17 protein-coding genes and 1 tRNA gene are annotated in these 21,613 nt (G+C 49.4%); 9 read left to right on the forward strand and 9 right to left on the reverse strand.

Annotated elements, in window-relative coordinates:
* Positions 1 to 47 precede the first annotated feature (47 nt).
* Together DWY55_RS17640 and DWY55_RS17645 are read left to right on the forward strand one after the other, a co-directional pair.
* Positions 48 to 1,343, forward strand: a complete 1,296-nt coding sequence (locus tag DWY55_RS17640) for a lytic transglycosylase domain-containing protein (RefSeq protein WP_200998832.1) — start codon at positions 48 to 50, stop codon at positions 1,341 to 1,343.
* A gap of 76 nt (positions 1,344 to 1,419) precedes the next feature.
* Entirely contained in the window at positions 1,420 to 3,678 is a 2,259-nt protein-coding gene (locus tag DWY55_RS17645) for a RelA/SpoT family protein (RefSeq protein ID WP_022402310.1), read from the forward strand.
* Positions 3,679 to 3,695: 17 nt separating this feature from the next.
* On the opposite strand, the gene DWY55_RS17650 is transcribed toward DWY55_RS17645, so the two are convergent.
* A complete protein-coding gene (locus tag DWY55_RS17650; protein ID WP_005824060.1) occupies positions 3,696 to 4,085 on the reverse strand; it encodes a MerR family transcriptional regulator in 390 nt (129 codons plus the stop codon).
* A 29-nt stretch (positions 4,086 to 4,114) separates the two neighbouring features.
* Complete coding sequence (locus DWY55_RS17655) at positions 4,115 to 5,083, reverse strand: M23 family metallopeptidase (protein ID WP_005824061.1); 969 nt, start codon at positions 5,081 to 5,083, stop codon at positions 4,115 to 4,117.
* Positions 5,084 to 5,254: 171 nt separating this feature from the next.
* On the opposite strand from DWY55_RS17655, the gene alaS reads away from it, so the two are divergent.
* Positions 5,255 to 7,873 (forward strand): alanine--tRNA ligase, encoded by a 2,619-nt coding sequence (gene alaS / locus DWY55_RS17660; RefSeq protein ID WP_117680640.1) that lies wholly within the window; start codon positions 5,255 to 5,257, stop codon positions 7,871 to 7,873.
* A 453-nt stretch (positions 7,874 to 8,326) separates the two neighbouring features.
* Here alaS and DWY55_RS17665 read toward each other — a convergent pair whose 3' ends face one another.
* Positions 8,327 to 9,136, reverse strand: coding sequence for a hypothetical protein (locus DWY55_RS17665; RefSeq protein ID WP_005835166.1), 810 nt, complete (start codon positions 9,134 to 9,136; stop codon positions 8,327 to 8,329).
* Between the two features lie 76 nt (positions 9,137 to 9,212).
* Entirely contained in the window at positions 9,213 to 10,631 is a 1,419-nt protein-coding gene (locus DWY55_RS17670; protein WP_057254324.1) for an ATP-dependent RecD-like DNA helicase, read from the reverse strand.
* A gap of 95 nt (positions 10,632 to 10,726) precedes the next feature.
* On the opposite strand from DWY55_RS17670, the gene DWY55_RS17675 reads away from it, so the two are divergent.
* From DWY55_RS17675 to rsmD, 3 genes are read left to right on the forward strand one after another with little or no spacing between them, the layout of a single operon-like run.
* Positions 10,727 to 11,413: a hypothetical protein gene (locus DWY55_RS17675; RefSeq protein ID WP_005835160.1), complete on the forward strand. Its 687-nt coding sequence runs from the start codon at positions 10,727 to 10,729 to the stop codon at positions 11,411 to 11,413.
* Between the two features lie 18 nt (positions 11,414 to 11,431).
* Positions 11,432 to 12,211 carry a DUF3822 family protein gene (locus tag DWY55_RS17680; protein WP_120178213.1) on the forward strand — a complete coding sequence of 260 codons (780 nt, stop codon included), beginning with the start codon at positions 11,432 to 11,434 and terminating at the stop codon, positions 12,209 to 12,211.
* Positions 12,202 to 12,735: a 16S rRNA (guanine(966)-N(2))-methyltransferase RsmD gene (gene rsmD / locus DWY55_RS17685; protein ID WP_005824070.1), complete on the forward strand. Its 534-nt coding sequence runs from the start codon at positions 12,202 to 12,204 to the stop codon at positions 12,733 to 12,735. The genes DWY55_RS17680 and rsmD overlap by 10 nt, the downstream gene beginning before the upstream one ends.
* 60 nt (positions 12,736 to 12,795) lie before the next feature.
* On the opposite strand, the gene cls is transcribed toward rsmD, so the two are convergent.
* The 3 genes from cls to DWY55_RS17700 all read right to left on the reverse strand — a co-directional run bounded on the left by cls (position 12,796) and on the right by DWY55_RS17700 (position 17,942).
* Positions 12,796 to 14,235 (reverse strand): cardiolipin synthase, encoded by a 1,440-nt coding sequence (cls, locus tag DWY55_RS17690; protein WP_005824073.1) that lies wholly within the window; start codon positions 14,233 to 14,235, stop codon positions 12,796 to 12,798.
* 261 nt (positions 14,236 to 14,496) lie between these two features.
* Positions 14,497 to 17,421 carry a TonB-dependent receptor gene (locus DWY55_RS17695; protein ID WP_120178215.1) on the reverse strand — a complete coding sequence of 975 codons (2,925 nt, stop codon included), beginning with the start codon at positions 17,419 to 17,421 and terminating at the stop codon, positions 14,497 to 14,499.
* 107 nt (positions 17,422 to 17,528) lie between these two features.
* Positions 17,529 to 17,942 carry a hypothetical protein gene (locus tag DWY55_RS17700; RefSeq protein WP_005824079.1) on the reverse strand — a complete coding sequence of 138 codons (414 nt, stop codon included), beginning with the start codon at positions 17,940 to 17,942 and terminating at the stop codon, positions 17,529 to 17,531.
* Positions 17,943 to 18,142: 200 nt separating this feature from the next.
* Between DWY55_RS17700 and aroB the strand changes: the two genes are divergently transcribed.
* Positions 18,143 to 19,204, forward strand: a complete 1,062-nt coding sequence (gene aroB / locus DWY55_RS17705; RefSeq protein ID WP_120178217.1) for a 3-dehydroquinate synthase — start codon at positions 18,143 to 18,145, stop codon at positions 19,202 to 19,204.
* Here the strand turns inward: aroB and DWY55_RS17710 are convergent.
* The gene (locus DWY55_RS17710; protein ID WP_005824086.1) at positions 19,180 to 19,563 is read right to left on the reverse strand and encodes an MmcQ/YjbR family DNA-binding protein; all 384 of its coding nucleotides are present in this window, start codon (positions 19,561 to 19,563) and stop codon (positions 19,180 to 19,182) included. The two genes, aroB and DWY55_RS17710, sit on opposite strands and share 25 nt — an antisense overlap.
* A 3-nt stretch (positions 19,564 to 19,566) precedes the next feature.
* Entirely contained in the window at positions 19,567 to 20,097 is a 531-nt protein-coding gene (locus DWY55_RS17715; protein ID WP_008665685.1) for an HU family DNA-binding protein, read from the reverse strand.
* A 373-nt stretch (positions 20,098 to 20,470) separates the two neighbouring features.
* Between DWY55_RS17715 and DWY55_RS17720 the strand changes: the two genes are divergently transcribed.
* Together DWY55_RS17720 and DWY55_RS17725 are read left to right on the forward strand one after the other, a co-directional pair.
* Positions 20,471 to 21,220, forward strand: coding sequence for a NigD-like protein (locus DWY55_RS17720; RefSeq protein WP_008665687.1), 750 nt, complete (start codon positions 20,471 to 20,473; stop codon positions 21,218 to 21,220).
* 183 nt (positions 21,221 to 21,403) lie between these two features.
* Positions 21,404 to 21,477, forward strand: a tRNA-Pro gene (locus DWY55_RS17725).
* The last annotated feature ends 136 nt before the right edge of the window (positions 21,478 to 21,613 follow it).

Consider the following 21,613-nt stretch of genomic DNA (forward strand, 5'->3'; position numbering starts at 1 on the left):
AAAATTAAAGCATAAATTATTACCTAATGACACACAAGGCCATATATATGAAAAGAATTATTCTCGGTTCCTCGCTTCTGTTTTGTGCCCTCTTCACCGCTCCGGCCATGCATGCGCAAGAAAGCGTGGAAGTGCTTATCCGCGAAAACGGCACGGAACGCCAGGAATCCATCGAGCTGCCCAAAAGCATGACCTATCCGCTGGACAGCCTGCTCAATGACTGGAAAGCCAAGAATTACATAGACTTGGGAAAAGACTGCAGCACCTCTACCGTAAACCCGATGTTCAGTGACTCTGTATACATAGACCGGTTGTCGCGCATGCCGACCGTCATGGAAATGCCATACAACGAGATTGTGCGCAAGTTCATCGACATGTATGCCGGACGTCTGCGCAACCAGGTTGCCTTCATGCTGAGCGCCTGCAACTTCTATATGCCCATCTTCGAAGAAGCGCTGGATGCCTACGGCCTGCCGCTCGAGCTGAAATACCTGCCCATCATAGAATCCGCTCTCAACCCTTCTGCCGTATCCCGCGCGGGAGCCTGCGGACTATGGCAGTTTATGCTCGCCACCGGAAAGATATACGGACTGGAAAGCAACAGCCTCGTAGACGAACGCCGTGACCCGATAAAGGCGACCTGGGCGGCAGCACGCTACCTGAAGGACATGTATGACATTTACAAAGACTGGAACCTGGTGATTGCCGCCTACAACTGCGGTCCGGGCACCATCAACAAAGCCATCCGCCGCTCGGGAGGGAAAACCGATTATTGGGAAATCTACAACTATCTGCCCAAAGAGACACGCGGCTACGTGCCCGCCTTCATTGCCGCCAACTACGTAATGACCTACTACTGCAAGCACAACATCTGCCCCATGGAAACCGACATTCCGGAAGCAACCGATACGGTGCAAGTAAGCCGTAACCTTCATTTCGAGCAGATTTCCGACCTATGCGGCATCAGCCTGGACCAGATAAAGAGCCTAAATCCCCAATTCAAGAAAAGCATCATCCCCGGAGAGAGCAAGCCGCAGACGCTACGCCTCCCCATCAACTACATCAGTGCCTTCATTGACAAGCAAGACACCATCTATGCCCACCGCAGTAACGAGCTGTTCAAGAACCGCAGAGTCGTGGCCGTTTCCAATACACGCTCGACGGCACGTAGCAGCAAAGGCAGTACCGCTACGGGGAATGTCACCTACCACAAGATACGCAGTGGCGAGAATCTCGGCAGCATTGCACGGAAATACGGCGTCACTGTCAATCAGTTAAAAAGTTGGAATGGATTGCGCAGTACCAGAATCTCCGCAGGAAAGCGCTTGAAGATTTATAAATAAAGACATAAACGCTTGCCCGGTGTTGAAAATTGCTTATTTTTGCAAAAAGTGAAGTGAAGAAAGGAGAAAGCAGTATATGGAAGAAAATATAAGTCAGAAGGAAAAGGAAAAAGCCGAAGAGGAAATGATCGAACAGGCATTCCAAGAACTGTTGAACGACTATTTGGCCACCAAGCACCGCAAGCGCGTCGAAATAATAACCAAAGCATTCAACTTTGCCAACCAGGCGCATAAGGGCATCAAGCGTCGTTCCGGCGAGCCCTACATCATGCACCCCATTGCTGTGGCAAAGATTGTCTGTAATGAGATAGGACTGGGGTCTACTTCCATATGCTCGGCATTGCTGCATGATGTGGTGGAGGACACCGACTACACCGTAGAGGATATTGAAAACATCTTCGGTCCCAAAATCGCCCAGATTGTAGACGGGCTGACAAAGATTTCCGGCGGTATCTTCGGCGACCGTGCCTCGGCGCAGGCAGAGAACTTCAAGAAGCTGCTGCTCACCATGTCCGACGATATCCGGGTTATCCTCATCAAGATAGCCGACCGTCTGCATAACATGCGTACACTCGGCTCCATGCTGCCCAACAAGCAGTTCAAGATTGCAGGCGAAACACTCTATATTTATGCCCCGCTCGCCAACCGCCTCGGCTTGTACAAAATCAAGACAGAACTGGAAAACCTGAGCTTCAAGTACGAACATCCGGAAGAGTACCACGAGATAGAAGAGAAACTGGAAGCCACCGCCGTGGAGCGCGACAAGGTATTCAATGAGTTCACCGCTCCGATACGGGCGCAACTGGACAAAATGGGACTGAAATACCGTATCCTTGCCCGTGTAAAGTCCATCTACTCCATCTGGAACAAAATGCAGACCAAGCATGTCCCCTTCGAGGAAATCTATGATTTGCTTGCTGTCCGCATCATCTTCGAGCCCCGCAATATAGAGGAAGAGCTAAACGACTGCTTCGACATTTACGTCTCCATATCCAAGATATACAAGCCCCACCCTGACCGCCTGCGCGACTGGGTGAGCCATCCCAAAGCCAACGGCTACCAAGCCCTGCACGTCACCCTTATGGGTAACAACGGGCAATGGATTGAAGTACAAATCCGCAGTGAACGCATGAATGACGTTGCCGAACAAGGCTTTGCCGCCCACTGGAAATACAAAGAAGGCGGAGGCAGCGAAGATGAAGGCGAACTGGAGAAATGGTTGCGTACCATCAAGGAAATTCTGGACGACCCACAACCGGACGCCATCGATTTTCTCGATACCATCAAACTGAACTTGTTTGCATCGGAAATTTTCGTCTTCACCCCGAAAGGCGACCTCAAGACCATGCCGCAGAACTCTACGGCACTGGACTTTGCCTTCTCCTTGCATACCGACATCGGCAGCCACTGCATCGGCGCCAAGGTAAACCACAAACTGGTTCCCCTAAGCCACAAACTGCAAAGCGGTGACCAGGTAGAGATATTGACCTCCAAATCGCAACGCGTGCAGCCGGAGTGGGAAGTGTATGCCACCACCGCCCGCGCCCGCGCCAAGATTGCCGCCATCCTGCGCAAAGAGGCGAAAACCTATCAGAAAGAAGGTGAAACCATACTGAACGAATTCTTCAAAAACGAGGATATACGTATGGATGATGCTGCTCTGGACAAGCTGACCAGGCTGCACGGCTTCCACACCCGCGACGAGCTGCTCGTTGCCATCGGCAACAAACGGGTTGTGCTGGGCGATGCCGACAAGAACGTGTTCAAGGAAAAGCAGAACAGCAACTGGAAGAAGTTCCTGACCTTCTCCTTCGGTAACAAGGACAACAAGGATGCCAAAGAACAACCGGAAGAGAAAACACCGCAAGAGAAAATCAACACTAAGCAGATTCTGAAGCTGACGGAAGAGACCATCTCAAAGAACTATATTATGGCCGACTGTTGCCATCCCATTCCGGGTGACGACGTACTGGGATACATCGACGAGCAAAACCGTGTTGTCATCCACAAGCGCCAATGCCCCGTTGCCACCCGCCTTAAGAGTAGCTACGGAAACCGTATCATCGCCACCGAGTGGGACACTCACAAGGATTTGTCGTTCCTCGTCACCATATATATAAAAGGTATAGACAGCATGGGATTGCTGAACGAAGTAACTCAAGTCATCTCCCGCCAGCTCAACGTGAATATCCGTAAACTGACCATCGAAACCAACGACGGTATCTTCGAAGGAAAGATACAACTCTATGTACACGATGTGGACGACGTGCGCACTATCTGCAATAACCTGAAGCAGATACAGAATATAAAACAAGTGACGAGAGTAGAGGAATAAACGGAGTGGTATTTATTCTACTTCAGTCCTTGAATATTTTCCTTCAAGCTCTCCACATCCTCGTAAGTAAACTCATCCAATGCCAGTTTCATGCCTACCAGTTCTTCGCGGATAGCTCTCAGGCGATCTACGATTTCAAAGTTGCGTATCGTAGCTTCTTTATTGTCTTTCATCCGTTGGCGGGCGCCGGGCAAGGTCATTCCGCGCTCCTTCACCAGATGATAGATAAGTTTCACTGTCTCAATGTCCTCCTTACGGTACTGGCGTATTCCCCGCCCCCCCTTCTTCGGATTGAGTTGCGGAAACTCCTTTTCCCAGAAACGGAGCAGTGATTCGTTGACATCGAACATGGCAGCCACCTCGCTGATGGAGTAATATAACTTTAAATTCTTATCTGTATTCAGCATGATGTAATCCTTTCTCTATAAATCATCCGTCAATCAAGCACCTTACCATGGTTCGCCGCAATCTGTATCATGCGGTCATAATCCTCGGCACTGAGATCCATGAAGTAGTAGTTGACGGGATTCACAACTTTTCCCTTGACGTGTACTTCGTAGTGCAAGTGCGGACCAGTACTCTTGCCCGTACTGCCTACCCCGCCAATGACCTCACCACGTACCACTTTCTTGCCCAACTTCGTCCGGAAATCGCGCAAGTGTGCATACACCGTCTGATAACCGAAGCCGTGGTCTATCACAATTCTGTTGCCATAGCCCGATTGCCAGCCCATCTGCACCACGGTGCCATCTCCCGTGGCATAGACATCCGTGCCCTGGGGAGCCGAAAAGTCCATACCCTCATGGAACTTGCTGGTACCATAAATGGGGTCGATACGCGTACCGTAACCCGAAGCGGTCTTACGGAGGTCTTTATTGGAAACCGGCTGTATGGCAGGAATGCAGCGCAGCATTTCATCATGATTCTTGCACATCTCCACCACATCGTCAAAGGAGCGGGACTGGATATAGAGTTGCTTGCTAATCATATCCATTTTCTGCGTGGTATTGATAACCAAGTCGGAGTTAGCCATATCCATCAGATGCTCATAGCGGTTGGTACCGCCGTATCCAGCCTGACGGATGGCAGAAGGAATAGGGTCGGCCATGAAAATCACCCGGTACAGATTGTCATCACGCTGCTGTATGTCTTGCAGCACTCCCATAGCCTCGTCCAGCCGGCGGGAGAGGACGTTGTACTGCGCCTGCAGTTTGCTGTTCTCCTTTCGCAACTCCTTCTCCGACGGAGAGCCGAAGATAAGCAGCAATACGATGAAACTGCCCGCACCCAGCCCCATACCGATGAACAAACGGCGGAGAATGCTCAGCGCCCGCTGCCTCACGGTAGGATAAATACGGTCGTACGTCTGCGTCTGGGGATTATAAATGTAGTAAACTTTGCGCATCTTAGGAAATATTTCGCTTGTCAATGCGACAAAAGTAATAAAAACAAGCTATCTTTGCACAGTTTTTTCAAGAATATTAAGACTAAGTAGCAAGTAGTTAGTAGTAAGAAACGGGCAAAAAACGACAAGAGAAGGTAAATCAAATTAGAATCAGATAAATCAATAGAGAGTATGTTGACTGCAAACGAAATCAGAGACTCTTTCAAGAGTTTCTTCGAAAGTAAAGGCCACCAGATAGTGCCTTCGGCCCCGATGGTGATTAAGGATGACCCCACGTTGATGTTCACCAATGCGGGAATGAACCAGTTTAAAGATATCATTTTGGGCAACCACCCGGCGAAATACAAAAGAGTTGCTGACTCGCAGAAATGCCTTCGCGTAAGCGGAAAGCACAACGACCTGGAGGAAGTGGGTCACGATACCTACCACCACACCATGTTCGAGATGCTGGGCAACTGGTCGTTTGGCGACTACTTCAAGAAGGAAGCCATCTCCTGGGCATGGGAGTATCTGGTGGATGTATTGAAACTCGACCCCAAAGACCTCTACGCCACCGTATTCGAAGGTAGCGCCGAAGAAGGACTGGAACGCGACAACGAAGCCGCTTCTTACTGGGAGCAGTTCTTGCCGAAAGACCACATTCTGAATGGCAACAAACACGATAACTTCTGGGAAATGGGTGATACGGGACCGTGCGGTCCGTGTTCGGAAATCCATGTGGACTCCCGTTCGGAAGAAGAGAAGGCCAAAGTACCCGGCAGCCAGCTGGTGAACAAAGACCACCCGCAGGTGATTGAAATCTGGAACCTCGTGTTCATGCAGTTCAACCGCAAGGCGGACGGCAGCCTGGAAGGACTTCCCGCCAAGGTTATCGACACCGGCATGGGCTTCGAGCGACTGGTGCGCACACTGCAAGGAAAGACCTCCAACTACGACACCGACGTATTCCAACCGATACTGAAAGCCATCGGAGACATGGCAGGCAAGAAGTATGGCGAAGATGAGAAGTCGGACATCGCCATGCGTGTAATTGCCGACCACATCCGCACCATCGCCTTCTCCATCACCGACGGACAGCTTCCGAGCAATGCCAAGGCAGGTTACGTCATCCGTCGTATCCTCCGCCGTGCCGTGCGCTACGGTTACACGTTCCTCGGACAGAAGCAGGCATTCATGTACAAGCTCCTCCCCGTACTCATCGAGAACATGGGCGCCGCTTATCCCGAACTGGATGCACAGAAGGAACTGATTGCCAAAGTTATCAAGGAAGAAGAAGATTCCTTCCTCCGCACCCTGGAGACGGGTATCCGCCTGCTGGAAAAGACCATGGCAGACGCCAAAGCCGCCGGCAAGAACGAAATCAGCGGAAAGGATGCCTTTACCTTATATGATACCTTCGGTTTCCCGCTCGACTTGACGGAACTGATTCTCCGCGAAAACGGCATGACTGCCGACATCAAGGAGTTTGACGCCGAAATGCAGCAGCAGAAACAGCGTGCCCGCAATGCCGCCGCCATAGAGACTGGTGACTGGATTACGCTAAAGGAGGGTACTACCGAATTCGTAGGATATGACTATACGGAATACGAAACATCCATTCTGCGCTACCGCCAAGTGAAGCAGAAGAACCAAACCTTGTATCAGATTGTACTGGACAAGACTCCGTTCTATGCCGAAAGCGGCGGTCAGGTAGGTGACACCGGTGTATTGGTGAACGAGTTTGAAACCATCGAAGTGGTAGACACCAAGAAGGAGAACAACCTGCCTATCCACATCACCAAGAAGCTGCCCGAACACATGGAAGCTCCGATGATGGCATGCGTGGATACCGACAAGCGTGCCGCTTGTGCCGCCAACCACTCTGCCACCCACTTGCTGGATGCTGCGCTGCGCGAAGTATTGGGCGAGCATGTAGAGCAGAAGGGCTCTTTGGTTACACCGGACTCCCTGCGTTTCGACTTCTCACACTTCCAGAAGGTGACGGACGAGGAAATCCGCAAGGTGGAACACATCGTTAATGCAAAGATTCGCGCCAACATACCTTTGAAGGAATACCGCAACATTCCTATCGAAGAAGCCAAAGAACTGGGCGCCATCGCTCTGTTCGGCGAGAAGTACGGTGACCATGTACGCGTTATCCAGTTCGGTTCTTCCGTAGAATTCTGTGGTGGTACGCACGTGGCTGCAACCGGAAACATCGGTATGGTGAAGATTATCTCCGAAAGCTCCGTGGCTGCCGGTGTGCGCCGTATCGAAGCCTACACGGGTGCACGCGTGGAGGAACTGATGAACACCATCGAGGACACGCTGCACGACTTGAAGGCGCTCTTCAACAACGCACCCGACCTTGCCGGAACCATCCGTAAGTATATTGACGAAAACGCCGGACTGAAGAAGCAGGTAGAGGACTTCATGAAAGAGAAAGAAGCACAGCTGAAAGAAAGACTGCTGAAGAACGTGCAGGAAGTCAATGGCGTTAAAGTCATCAAGTTCTGTGCTCCCCTGTCGGCAGAAACAGTGAAGAACATCGCCTTCCAGTTGCGTGGCCAGATTACGGAAAACCTGTTCTTCGTAGCGGGAACAGAAGCCGAAGGCAAGCCGATGCTGACCGTCATGCTGAGCGACAACCTCGTGGCAGGCGGACTGAAAGCCGGTAACCTGGTGAAAGAAGCTGCCAAACTTATCCAAGGCGGTGGCGGTGGCCAGCCCCACTTTGCAACTGCCGGCGGTAAGAATGCTGACGGACTGAACGCTGCCATTGACAAAGTTTTGGAATTGGCAGGATTATAATTGAAAATAATTGGCGAAACACTTGACATCGCCTCTGTGATGTTGTATATTTGTAATGTCATTTTTTAGATATTTCAAAATTAAACTACCGGGAAAGGAGGAGCATTGCTTCTCCTTTTCTTTTTATCCTCCACGGTATTCCATTTGAAATGCCACATGCCGGCTCCCCAAACTCCACACCTTACCATCCTAAATGCCACACCTTAGCAAGTGAAATGGCTGGCATTTACCCTCCAAAGCCCTGGGGTTTCCGTGAAAAACCCTAAGGTTTGGGACAGTGAAGTGGAGGGAACGGATGATTAGTCCAGAACAAACAGACAATGCATTCGAAGCAAACGAATGATGCATACAGAACAGACAGATGATGCGCAACAGAAACAAAAACGGGAAGCCTAAGCCTCCCGTCTGTTAATCTTTCGTAAATCTGCTCTTGACAAGATTTCCACTAAAACCTTATTCCATCCGAAGTATAAACATTTCGCGATAAACCACCAGTGCACCTTCGGGCAGCAAACCGGAAGGACAGAAAGGAGTTACATTTTCCGCAAGTACACATTTACCATTTCCCGAGACCGTCCGCGTAAAGAGCCTCTTCTCTCCATTATAAGTAAACTGCCACAATGCATATGTATCTCCGTTCTCATCTTCCACCGGAACTGTCTCGTATATCCCCATTAGCGGTTCCTCCTCTTTTCCCGTCGGATAGATTTCCAATACACCTTTCCACATACTATTGGAGAAATCTTCGGGCACCAGCACATAATACCCGCCATCCTTCACCCAAGGACGCTCGGCAAGTGCCTTAGAAACATCACCCAGCAGTTCCGTCGGTGCACCACTACTGATACCATACTCGAAGCCCATTTTCGTCAACGTATATTGCCTACGACCTTTCACCGTGATGCGCAGTTGTGTTTCCTCACCGGAACCATCCATCACCTTCACAATCGTCTCCCCCTCTGCCAGCGGATGAATCTTGATACGCTGATACCCGTTGACATCATCGGTAAAAGTCACGGAAGCCACCGACTCGTGCTCGTTAATCACATTATAGGAACCGTCGCCGCCGTCAATGCCCAGCACTGTATCTTCGTTTGTTTCAGAAAGATAATAAGAAAGATTGGACACCAGATTGTCACATGTCCCAATCTGGTAGATAGGCTCCACACCTTCGAAAAGTACCATGCTTCGGTAATCGTCCTCGCAACCGGAAGCGGTAAACAGCAGTGCTATCAAGGCAAAGAGAGAGTATAGTTTCTTCATACTTGTTCAGTTATAGTTGTTCTATCTACAAAAATACAAAAAATGCCGGAATACTGCATCGGTACCCCTCTCTTTTTCAAACTATTTGTTCTTCCGGATAGTTCACCAAGTAGAGCGTTCCCGTGGCACGGGTAAAGGCGGTGTAGAGCCAACGGAAATAATCGGGTGTCAGGTATTCATCCGTCATATACCCCTGGTCCAGAAAGACATTCTTCCATTGCCCGCCCTGCGCCTTGTGGCAAGTCACGGCATAGGCATACTTCACTTGCAAGGCGTTGTAGTACGGGTCTACCTTCATCTTCTTCATCCGCTCGCGCTTCACGGTGATGTCGGCATAATCTTCGAGGACGGAGTAGAAAAGCCGGTCGTTTTCTGCCTTGGGCAGCGCAGGCGAGTCGGTATGCAGCGTATCGAGCAGCATGTTCACTTCCAGTTCAAAGTCGTTATAGTCGGGAAAGACCAGCGTCACGTCTGCAAAGCGGAAGCCATACAGCTCTCGCGTACGGCGCACGCGGCGCACCACGGCAGTCTCACCGTTGGCAATGAAATCCATCTCCTTCTCCTTTTCCGTCCAGAAGTAGTTATTTTTCGCCACCATCAACAAATCACCGGTGTTTAATTCATCCTCACGCCAGAGAATCTGCGCACGGATGCCTTTGTTGTAGATGTTCGCCCTCTTGTTGGAGCGGCACACCACGATAGTTTCATCCAACCCGTCATGGTCGTAGCAAGAGTTCAGCGTTTCTATCAGCTCATTTCCGGGCAGAACTTTAATGTCGGCAAACCCCGAAACCTTTATCTTCGGCAGGCTGTAGCAATCGTCTTCCGCTATCAACTGCCGCAGGCGGGTGGCGTTCCACAAAATACCCGACTGCTGTTCCTGGCGCACCACCTGCGTCAAGTCCACCTCCACCACTTCCAGCCCGTAGCCTCTCAAGGCATCGGCAAAAAGGGCAGGACTCTGCTCCTCCCCCACCGGCGGCAACTGCGCCGTATCGCCCATCAGCAACAAGCGGCATCCCTGGCCGGAATAGACAAACTGCACCAGGTCGTCCAGCAGCCTGCCCGTGCCGAACATCGAACCGGACAGTCCCTCATTGGAAATCATCGATGCCTCATCCACTATATAGAGAGTGTGAGTTGTCAAATTATCGTTCACAGAAAAATTGCTCAGCTCGTTGGAGAAAGATTGCTGTCTATAGATTTTTTTATGAATCGTAAACGCCGGATGCCCCGCATACGCCGAGAAAACCTTTGCCGCCCGTCCGGTCGGTGCCAGCAATACCGACTTCTGTTGCAACTTGTCCAGCGTCCGCACCAAGGCACCGACCAACGATGTTTTACCCGTCCCCGCATAACCACGAAGCATAAAAACCACCTCGCTACGGGGCGACAGCAGGAACTCCGATAAAGATTTTAGAGCAATTTCTTGTTCAGGAGTTGGTTGGTAAGGAAAATTTTCCTTAATTTGCCTTTCTAAATAGTTATTTATCATTTTTGTAACAGAAAAAAGTAAAGGGAACTATCGTTTTTAAATTAATTTCTTTTATTTTTGCGGTGCGAATATAACAACTAAAAAACATATTTATCATGAAAACAGTATTTAATGTCATTTTAGGCTTATGTGCTTTGGTGCTAATTTATATTTGTTATGCCAGCATTATGGGTCCTATCAACTTTGAAAAAGCAAAGAAGCACAGAGACGCAGCCGTCATTGCACGTCTGATTGACATCCGTAAAGCACAATTGGAATATCGTACTTTACATGACCAGCAATATACTGCAAGCTTCGACTCTCTGATTGACTTTGTTAAAAACCAGAAACTTCCGTTCATCTTCAAGCAAGGAGAACTGAACGATAAGCAGCTGGAAGACGGTCTGACTGAAAAGAAAGCCATCAACATCATCAATAAGGCAAAGAAGACAGGTAACTATGCTGACGTCAAGAAATGGGGATTGGAAAACTTCAAACGTGACACCTTGTGGGTAGCCGTATTGGACACTATCTTCCCGAAGGGCTTCAACCCCGATTCAATGAGATATGTTCCCTTCGGAAACGGTGCACAGTTCGAAATGGCCATCAAGAACGATACAGCTAAATCCGGTGCTCCTTTCTGTCTGCTCGAAGTGAAGACTCCGTACGAAGTTTATTTGAACGGTCTGGATGCACAAGAAATTGCCAACATCAAGGACGTACAAACCAAACTTGGCAAGTACTGCGGTCTGATGATTGGTAGCTTGGAAACAGCTAACAACAACGCCGGTAACTGGGAATAATCTCACCCCGACAAACGTATGATAGAAACGACTGATTTTAATAAATCGGAACAGTATACATTATCCATCCGTCTCAGTACGGATGGATTTTCTTTTTCTGTGTTCAACCCTCTGGGCGACGGCGAGTTCTCTTACTACGACCGTGCAGTGGACGAGTCCCTCTCCCTCACTGCCAATCTGAAACAGACCTTCCGCGAACTGGCATGGCTGGAACGCCCCTTCCGCCGTGTCAATGTGCTCATGGCAGACAAACGCTTCACGTTCATTCCCCTGGAGTTCTTCGAGGACGAACAAACGGAAATCATTTTCTATCACAACCATCCTAAACGGGAAAACGAAACCGTACAATACAACATACTGCATAAGAGCAGCACTGTCGTACTGTTCGGCATGGATAAGAGTGCCTGCTCCTTCCTTCGCGAACAGTATCCCGATGTCAAGTTCTATTCCCAAGCCAGCCCCTTCATTGAGTTCTTCTCCTCAAAGAGCCGCTTGGGCAACAACCGGAAGATGTATGCACACTTGCGAAAAGATGCCGTAGACGTATACGGCTACGAGCGCGGACGCCTCCTTCTTGCCAATTCCTTTGAATGCAGAAGCACACCCGACCGTGTCTACTACCTATTATATATATGGAAACAACTCGGCTTCGAGCAGGAACGCGATGAGCTGCACCTGACCGGTGACCTAAACGACAAAGAACTGCTACTGCCCGAACTGCGAAAATTCATCCGGCAGGTATTCATCATGAATCCCGCCACTAATCTTGACCTGCAAGCCATAACCCTATGCGAGTAATCAGCGGAATATACAAAAGAAGACGTTTCGACGTGCCCCACTCCTTCAAGGCACGCCCCACCACAGACTTTGCCAAAGAGAATCTGTTCAATGTGCTCTCCAACTACATGGACTTTGAGGACGGCATCCGTGCCCTCGACCTATTTGCCGGTACGGGCAGCATCAGCATCGAGCTTGTGTCCAGAGGCTGCGACCAAGTAATCAGCGTGGAAAAAGACCGCGACCACTATGCCTTCATCTGCAAAATTATGCAGGAATTAAAGACGGACAAGTGCCTACCCATACGCGGTGACGTATTCAAATACCTCAAAAGCGGACGCGAGCAGTTCGACTTTATCTTTGCTGACCCTCCCTACGAGCTTGCCGGGCTGGAAACCTTGCCCGATCTCATCTTCGAGAACAACTTGCTGAAAGAAGACGGACTCTTCGTCTTGGAACACGGGAAGAAAAACAGTTTCGAGGAACATCCGCACTTTGTGGAGAGAAGGGTATACGGGAGCGTGAACTTCACGATATTTAAATGATGAATGAAGAATGGTACGATATGAATACACTTCAAGAAATTCTTCATTCATCATTCTTCATTATAACAGCGGCGCCATCAGCCGCACCACACTCTCTGCAGCCTTACGATACCAGGGGCGCTTCACCCAGTTCTTCAGGAATACTTGTACGCAGTCGCGCTGGTCTTGAAGGAAGATTTCGCGCATCTGAAGCGCTGTTTCTGTGTCATAGATGAAGGCATTCACCTCAAAGTTATGTTCAAAACTGCGGAAATCCACATTCGTAGAGCCTACCGTGGACAACTCATCATCCGAAACCATCAGTTTGGAGTGCAAGAAGCCTTTCTTATAGAAATAGACCTTGACTCCCGAATAGAGCACATCTGCCAGATAAGAGCAGGAACCCAGATGCGTCAAGCGGTTATCAGCACGCATGGGCAACATCAGACGCACATCGACACCTGACAAGGCGGCTGTCTGCATAGCAACAAGTACGGCTTCGGTGGGCAGGAAGTAGGGAGTCTGGATATAGAAATATTTCTTTGCGCTGGAAATGGATATGACAAGTCCCTGCATAATGTCTTTCCATGGGCCTACGGGCTCACTCGTTACAATCTGCGCCAAGGAAGTACCGCAGTTTTCTATTTTCGGGAAATAGCGGGTAGACGTAATCAGTGTACGGTCCACAAAGTACCAATCGAGTAGGAAGGCGGTCTGCAATCCGTGAACAGCCTTGCCCTCCAGCAGCAGATGTGTGTCCCGCCAGATGCCCCATGAGAATCCGCGCATATAGCGTTCGGCAAGATTCATACCCCCCACAAAGCCGATGCGCCCGTCAATGACAACTATTTTCCGATGATTACGATAGTTCACCTTACTGGTGAAAAGCGGAAAACGTACCTTCAGAAAGCTGCGTACCTCGATACCGGCCTCGCGCATCTCTTCAAAAAAACGGTTGGGAACATGCCAGCAACCCACATCATCATAAATCACACGTACCTCTACCCCGGCACGCGCCTTTTCCATCAGGACATCACGCACCAAGCGCCCAATGGCATCGTCCTCAAAGATATAGAATTCCATGTGGATATGCTTCGTTGCTTTCCCCAGTTCGCGCAGCAGGGATTGCAGCATGGAGAGCCCCAGGGTATAGGCTTCCACCCGGTTTCCATCGAAGGGGAAAGCCTGGTTGGTATTACGGAACAAGGATATGAGACGACTATAATTGATGGGAAGCGCACATGAGTCCTGCGCCAGATATTCCGCCATAGGTTTCTTCAACAAGCGGCTGTAACTCTTCTTCCCTATCATGCGCACACGGCGCTGACTACGCCCGAAGAAGAAGTAAAACACCAGCCCCACGATGGGAAGGAACATCAGTATCAGTATCCATGCCATGGTTTTCACCGGATTGCGGTTGTCGAGAATAATGACGACAATCGTTCCGATGATGGCACCGAAATAAACAATGTCGAAGGCTATCGTAGCAATCTGGCTGGCAATGAAGTTCCAATCAAGCATGTTCACAGACAATTAAGTGTGAAACAAATGTAGGAAAAACACAGAAACTTTCACCGAAGATTACAGAGATTAACATAAAAGTCCCTCTTCCCCCAACTTGTCTGAAAACTTATACTTGCTATCGCTTTGACGCGGATGACGCAGATTTTTAATATTCTTATCTGCGTCATCCGCGTCTGAAAAATAATCAAAAAGAAACCTGCCACAGAATTGAGAGTGTATCAGAATGACAAGCTGATTAGGGGGGTGATCCCCTCCGCTTTAGAACGGCCTGCGTCCTCCGAAACCGCCAGGACCATGACCCGGACCGAAGCCCGGACCGCCGAAGCCGCGTCTGCCCTGCATCTTATCGCGGGCGGCCTTGCTGCCGAAAATATTCAGACGATAGATGAAGTGAAGCATGCAATAGCTGTTCACGCCGTTATATTCGTACACCGAGCGGCCGCTTGCAGTCAGCGAACGGCTGATGTTACTCTGCTTCTTCAGAATGTCGTACATCTCGAAGCTGACGGTGGCATTCCCTTTCAGGAAAGTCTGCGACAACTGTGCATTCCAGATAAGCTCGTTACGGTTCATACTGCTGTCCGTATATCCTCGACGGCTCTGGTTGGCAATGTTGGTAGAGAGCGTCATGTTCCACGGCATGGAAATCTGCGTATTGGCACCGTAGGAGAAGGTATAGGGCTCCTGATTATTGTCAGGCGTCAGTTTATCCTTCTCTATTGAATAGGAGATGCTTCCGTTCAAGCCGAATTCAAACCAGTCATTACGATAGGCGGCATTCAGACGTTCGCCCAGCGTCAGGTTGGTGGTTGTATTCTTCCGTTCCACGGCATCTGCTCCCTTACCGGACGTCAGATAAGCCACATTGTTCTGATAGTTGGCATTGGAGAAGGAGTTGATGGTATACTTCTTATTGGGCAGTGCCGTATTGAAGCCAAACATGCCGAACGCATTCCAATTACCGTTGATATTCTTCGGAGTTGTAGTCCATCCACCAGTCTCCGAATTGTACACACGGCTATTGCTGATGCTATTCTGCGTTGCCGAGAAGTTGACGTGCGACATAATACCGCGCTGCTTTTCGGCATTATACGTATTATAGAAGAATCGCATGTTGTGCGTGAAGGAAGGCTTCAAGCCCGGATTACCGATACGTACATTCTGCGGATTGGAGTTGTCCACAATCGGCAACAGATTCTCCATACTCGGTTGGCTGCTACGCCCGCGATATGTCATACGCAACTGGCTCACCTTGGAGAAACGGATGCGCAAGTCCAGGTTCGGAGCGAAGTTGAACACATTGCGGGTGGTATCAATCATATAGTCGCCGCGCTTATAGGACAATACAGAATGCTGCGGCTGGAACGACATACCTGCGCTCAACTGATACTTCTCGCGGATAAAGCGCAAAGACACGGATGCATCGTGGTTGTAGTAGCGGTATTCCGCATACTTACCCAGACTATCCACCGCATGCTCTTCATATCCCGTGGGAAGCTGGGTTGACAATCCCCAATCCGGAAAACCCTGCAAATCATACGTCGTCTTGTCGCTCTCGCTATACTTGTACTGGAACTGATAGCTGAATTGCAAGAAAGTGGCGCGGGCTATCGGTTCGCTGTAAGTCAGCTGTGCACTGTAATTGTAGTTCTTGGTAGGAGTAGTGATGTACTGGTTACGAACCAAGATGGAGTCTCCTCCCAAAGCATTCAGTAACTGGAAGTAATGTGTTTCCGACTCCGTATACTGGTTGTTGTCATTATTGGTATAACCGAATCTTCCACGGAACGTGACATTGCGTCCTTTGTCATTCAGCTTTCTGTTCAACTGCAAGGTTGCATCCGTAGACACACTCTTGTTGTCGTTCAGCGAACCGCTGTTGATAGCATTTATACGGATACTTCTCAACGGGTCATCGTCCGGATTGAGAATCTTCTCCAGATTCAGCCAGTTATTGGGGTCGCTCACCAGACTGTAAGGGTCGGAATTGAACGTACCGCTCTCAGAATTGGAGAGATTGTCCGTTTTGCCGTACGAGAAGTTGGGACGGAAAATGATATTCGTCATCGAGTCCGGCTTCCACTCCATACGGAAATCGGCATTGAAATTCTTGGCTTTGTTACGTTGCCTGCTGTTCGAGTTGGAGTAAGAGTTGCCGTCCGGCAGAAAGTCCTCGGTAGAACCGATACTTGCAATATCCCCATCCTGATAGTTGTAGCGTGCACTACCGCCCAGTTCCAGCTTATCGGTTTGGGTAGCGAAGTTCACACCCAGCATTTTCGTTGCAGTAAGTCCGTTGTTCCTGCGCCAGCGCGGAGGACCACCACCGCCCGAAAAGCCCTGGTCGTTCACGTTATTGGCAGAACCCACTACCGACACCTGGGTTTTGTCCACGAAGCGGTTCAGCATGAAGCGGCCCATATAGCGGTCTTCCGTCCCTCCGGCCACGTCGGCATTACCGAACCAACCCTGGTTCATGCCTTTCTTTACGGTCAGGTCGAGCACCGTCTCCTCCTCACCGTCGTCAATACCGGTGATACGTGCCAAATCGGACTTCTTGTCGTAGGTTTTCAGCTTCTCTATCATATCTACCGGCAGGTTCTTCAAACCGGTCTTTACGTCTCCACCGAAGAATTCCTTACCGTCGACCATAATCTTCGACAAGTCCTTACCGTTGATTTTCACATTACCCTCGTCGTCAATCTCCGCACCGGGCAGCTTCTTCACCAGCTCTTCGAGCATGGCTCCCTCGGGGGTACGATAGGCAGATGAGGTATATACCAGTGTATCTTCCACCACCTGCACTTGCGGCGCTTCCGCCGTAACCACAGCCTCGGCCAGCATCACCGCATCCGTTTCCAGTGTCAGTGTACCCATGTTCTTGGCAGTTGTCGTAGCATAAAGGTGTAAAGGGATGTACTGGCTCTTGAATCCAATGTAGGAAACCTTCAGCACGTATTTACCCGCACTGACTTTGGGAAGAGTGAAATAACCTTGTGCCGTAGTGGCCGTACCCGATGCCTGAACACTGTCTGGCAACAAAAGCAACTGCACGGTAGCTTGTATCGCAGGCTCCTTGGTGTCCTCCACGACACGGCCCGATACCGTAATGTTTTTGGTCTGTGAAAATGCAGACAGCGTTGTTACCAACAGCAACGCCATCCCCGTGATAATTTTCTTCATGTGTCTATTCTTTGTCTATTCTAAATGAACAATGCCTTTTATTCACTGTTTCATTTGACAGACTTCCGGGCAAAAGGTTTAATGCCCCACATGACGATTTGCTCCGTTTATCGACTATTCCGCTTAAATAATCTATCAACGGTCGCTTTCTTTATACCAAATTCCAAGCAAAGCACATTCAATATAAGAAATATGAGAAAAGAAGAAGAATCGACCGAAAGGAGGTCACCCTGCGCCACCCGGTAGAGCATACCGCCGAAGATAAAAAGAACGGTCAGAAAGATGGCATTGCGCGTGGACTTGTTGCGCACCTGCTCTATCTCCTTATTCTCGTTCTTCGTCAAGGCAAAGATTATCATCAGTGCCCCCATCATCATCAGGAGTTTGGAGCATTCCTTGTAAAACAGCAGGTTGGCATCTGTCACTTTTCCCCACAATAGGAATATGAAAGGGAGGAACAACGCCAGAGCTATGATGAAATAACCCAGCGGACGGCAATAAACGGGAAGTAATGCTCTCATTTCTATCAATCAATTACAAATTACAAATAGCAGGAGACAGATGACGGAAACGCCTTGCCACCCATAGAATTTCACGGGACAAAGATAACGTTTTATTGCCAAAAGAGCTATCTTTGTGCCACAATATAATGAAGAAGGCTCCCTTTCCTTCATAATCCGTAACATCAGTAATTGGTAATTCGTAATTTGTAATTAACAAGATGAGTAAACAAGAAGTAATCCTTTGCGAAGGACTGGCAAACAGCCTGACGCATGCCATAGCGAAGTGTCCCCATGACAAGCTTTTCATCCTTACCGACGAGCATACCCACCGCCTCTGCCGCCCGCATCTGGACGGTATCCCCGCCCTGGAAGAAGCGGAAGAGATTATTATCGGGGCAGAAGATGTGCACAAGAATATGGAAACGCTGGCTGCCGTATGGCAAGCCCTGAGCGAGAAAGGGGCCAGCCGCCACTCCCTGCTCATCAATCTGGGCGGTGGCATGGTGACCGACCTTGGCGGTTTTGCCGCTTCCACCTTCAAGCGGGGCATCGCCTACATCAACGTTCCCACTACGCTACTCGCCATGGTCGACGCTTCCGTGGGAGGCAAGACGGGCATCAACTTCAACGGTCTGAAGAATGAAATCGGTGTTTTTGCTCCTGCCGCCTGCGTGCTGCTGGAAACCGAATTCCTGCGCAGCCTCGATGCCCATAACTTCTTCTCCGGCTATGCGGAGATGTTGAAGCACGGCCTCATCAGTACCCCGGAACATCTGGCAGAACTGCTGTCATTCGATACGGAAAAGATAGATTATGCCTTGCTGAAGTCCATGGTAGGACGTTCCGTGCAGGTAAAGGAACGCATCGTAGAAGAGGACCCACTGGAACATGGCATCCGCAAAGCCTTGAACCTGGGGCACACCGTGGGACACGCCTTCGAAAGCCTCGCCCTTGCCGAAAGGCGTCCGGTGCTGCACGGCTATGCAGTGGCATGGGGGCTGGTCTGCGAACTCTACCTTTCTTATATAAAGACCGGATTCCCGAAGGACAAGATGCGCCAGACCATCCAATTCGTCAAAGAGAATTATGGCAGCTTCACCTTCAACTGCAAACAGTACGACCAGCTGTACGAACTGATGAAGCATGACAAGAAGAATACCGCCGGAGTCATCAACTTCACCCTATTGAAAGAAGTGGGTAACATCTGTCTCAACCAGACGGCAGACAAGGAGACTATCTTCGAAATGTTCGACTTTTATAGGGAGTGCATGGGGGTATAACGCTCCCGCTCCCTCTTCGGCAGGCTCTCCACAACCAGCCGATAGGAGCGTGCCACCAGTTCTCGGATAATGCTGTCCGGTACATCCTGATTAAAATACACACTGTTCCAATACTTCTTGTTCATGTGCCACCCCGGCTTCACCCCCTCGTACCTTGCCCGCAGCTCCGTTGATTCCTCCGGGCGGCACTTGATGCAGCAGAAGTCGAACACTTCGATATTGACAAAGCAGAACCACTTGTCGCCCACATAAAAGCAAAGCACATCGCGGCTGTATCTGTCGGCCACATTAGGAAAAGGCATCTTCTCGCTCACTCCCGGCAAGGAGAGACAGTATTCTCTGAATTCTTCCACATTCATCGCTCACTCCTCCCCCGAAAAGTCCTCCGTATCATTTTCCATCCCAACTGGGTCTTCATCCGGAATTCCCGTCTTTCCCTCGGCCCGCTCCTTTCGCAGCGTTTCCGGTCGCAACATATCGTGAGGGAAATATCGGCTAAGCGGATAACGGTAGAAATCCATCCCGCTGTTCAGCCTCGCCACCAGCGACTTATCCGGACGAAAATAGACACGGGATAAGCGTACCTTGCCCGGCATCACATCGTCGGGATGCTCAAACCCGTCACTCGTCACCGCCACATGGAAGGAACCCAGCCCCTTAATGGTCACCGACTCTCCCTCCATCAGCGCTTCCTCTATAAACTTCGGCAAATCTATCAATACACTCTGCACGTCTCCCGAACTCATCCCTTTTCTGGATGCCATACGCTGCGCCAGCAGCTCTGCCGTCACACCTCCACGCCGCTGTAACACACGCTGCACAGCATAATAGAGTTGCTTCACCCCTTCTGCCGTGCGGAAAACCTTCTTTCGAACCAAATAGACTATACTCATACTCTTTTCACAATGAACATAATGTTTCTTACTGCAACCAGACCGCTGACACCCCACCCGAAAGTTACTTCCCCTAAACAGAAAGCCAGTTTCCATACGGCCGGACAGCTATTCCCCAACATGCACGAGATGCACATCTCATGCAGTTCGAGACATACATCTCAACACACGCGAGATGTGCATCTCATACAGCAAAGGTAATCATATTCCACCTGATATACAAATATCTTTCATGTATCGGGGAATAATATTCCGCACCAGCTTACTCCGGCTCTTATCATTAATTAACAATGCTGCATGCAGGGTTTTCGCAAATATGCTATTTCTATAAAAGCAAGACCTATTCCAAATGTTTAATTTAAAAGAGTACACTATGAAAATGAAGTCAATCTTTAACAAGAAAATTTTAATCGCTATTGCAACCATCAGCTCCTTAAGCCTCCAATCGTGCCTGGACGACGATGATAATTATGCCATGAGATTCCCCAATGCCCTGGTAACGGTAAAGACCGATGCAGACCAGACAGTCTTTCTGCAATTGGATGACAAGACCACTCTGCTGCCTACCAACATGACGAAATCTCCCTACGGCGAGAAGGAAGTCCGCGCTTTAGTAAACTACAAGGAAGTGGACGAGCCCAGCGATATCTACACCCAAGCTGTACATATAAACTGGATAGACAGTATCCTTACCAAACCCATCGCCCCGGATTTGGGTGAAGAGAACGATACCGTATACGGCACCGACCCGGTGGAAATAGTGAACGATTGGGTAACCATCGCAGAAGACGGTTATCTGACCCTTCGCTTTAGAACTCAGCAAGGAGACTATCAAACAAAGCACTTTGTCAATCTGCTGCTGAGCGAGAATCCGGAAAACCCGTATGAAGTAGAATTCCGCCACAATGCCAAGGGCGACATTTACGGCAGGTATGCGGACGGACTGGTTGCTTTCAAGTTGGATGCCCTGCCTGATACAGAAGGCAAGACCGTTAAATTGAAACTGAAGTGGAAATCATTTAGCGGCGAAAAATCTGCGGAATTCGATTATTGTACCCGGAAATCCGTAACGCCCGAAAGTCCGGCTATCACTTCCGTAAGAAACAGCCTAAACCTGCAATAACTTCATTCAAAGTATGCCTGCCCGCTCAAAGCCATTGCCTTGCGAAGCAGGCATACAAGTAAAAAGAGAGCAGGACACGTTGACCGAAAGCCTTGAAACTGCAAAATATAGGTTCATTCAATAAAAAAAGCACTATAAATATTTGCTATTTTAAAATAAAGCCGTACATTTGCACCCGCAATTCGGGATGTAGCTCAGCCCGGTAGAGTACGCGTCTGGGGGGCGTGTGGTCGCAAGTTCGAATCTTGTCATCCCGACTGAGTAAAGTGCTGGTAATCCAATGATTATCGGCACTTTTTCTTTTTATACATTTCCTGATTTTAGCAGTAGAAATGGGGTCAACGTAACAATCTGAGGTATTTTATATTTAAGCATATAATTTAGCAAGTCTAT

It is taken from the genome of Bacteroides sp. AF25-38AC (assembly GCF_003602995.1).
GTDB lineage: Bacteria > Bacteroidota > Bacteroidia > Bacteroidales > Bacteroidaceae > Bacteroides > Bacteroides uniformis.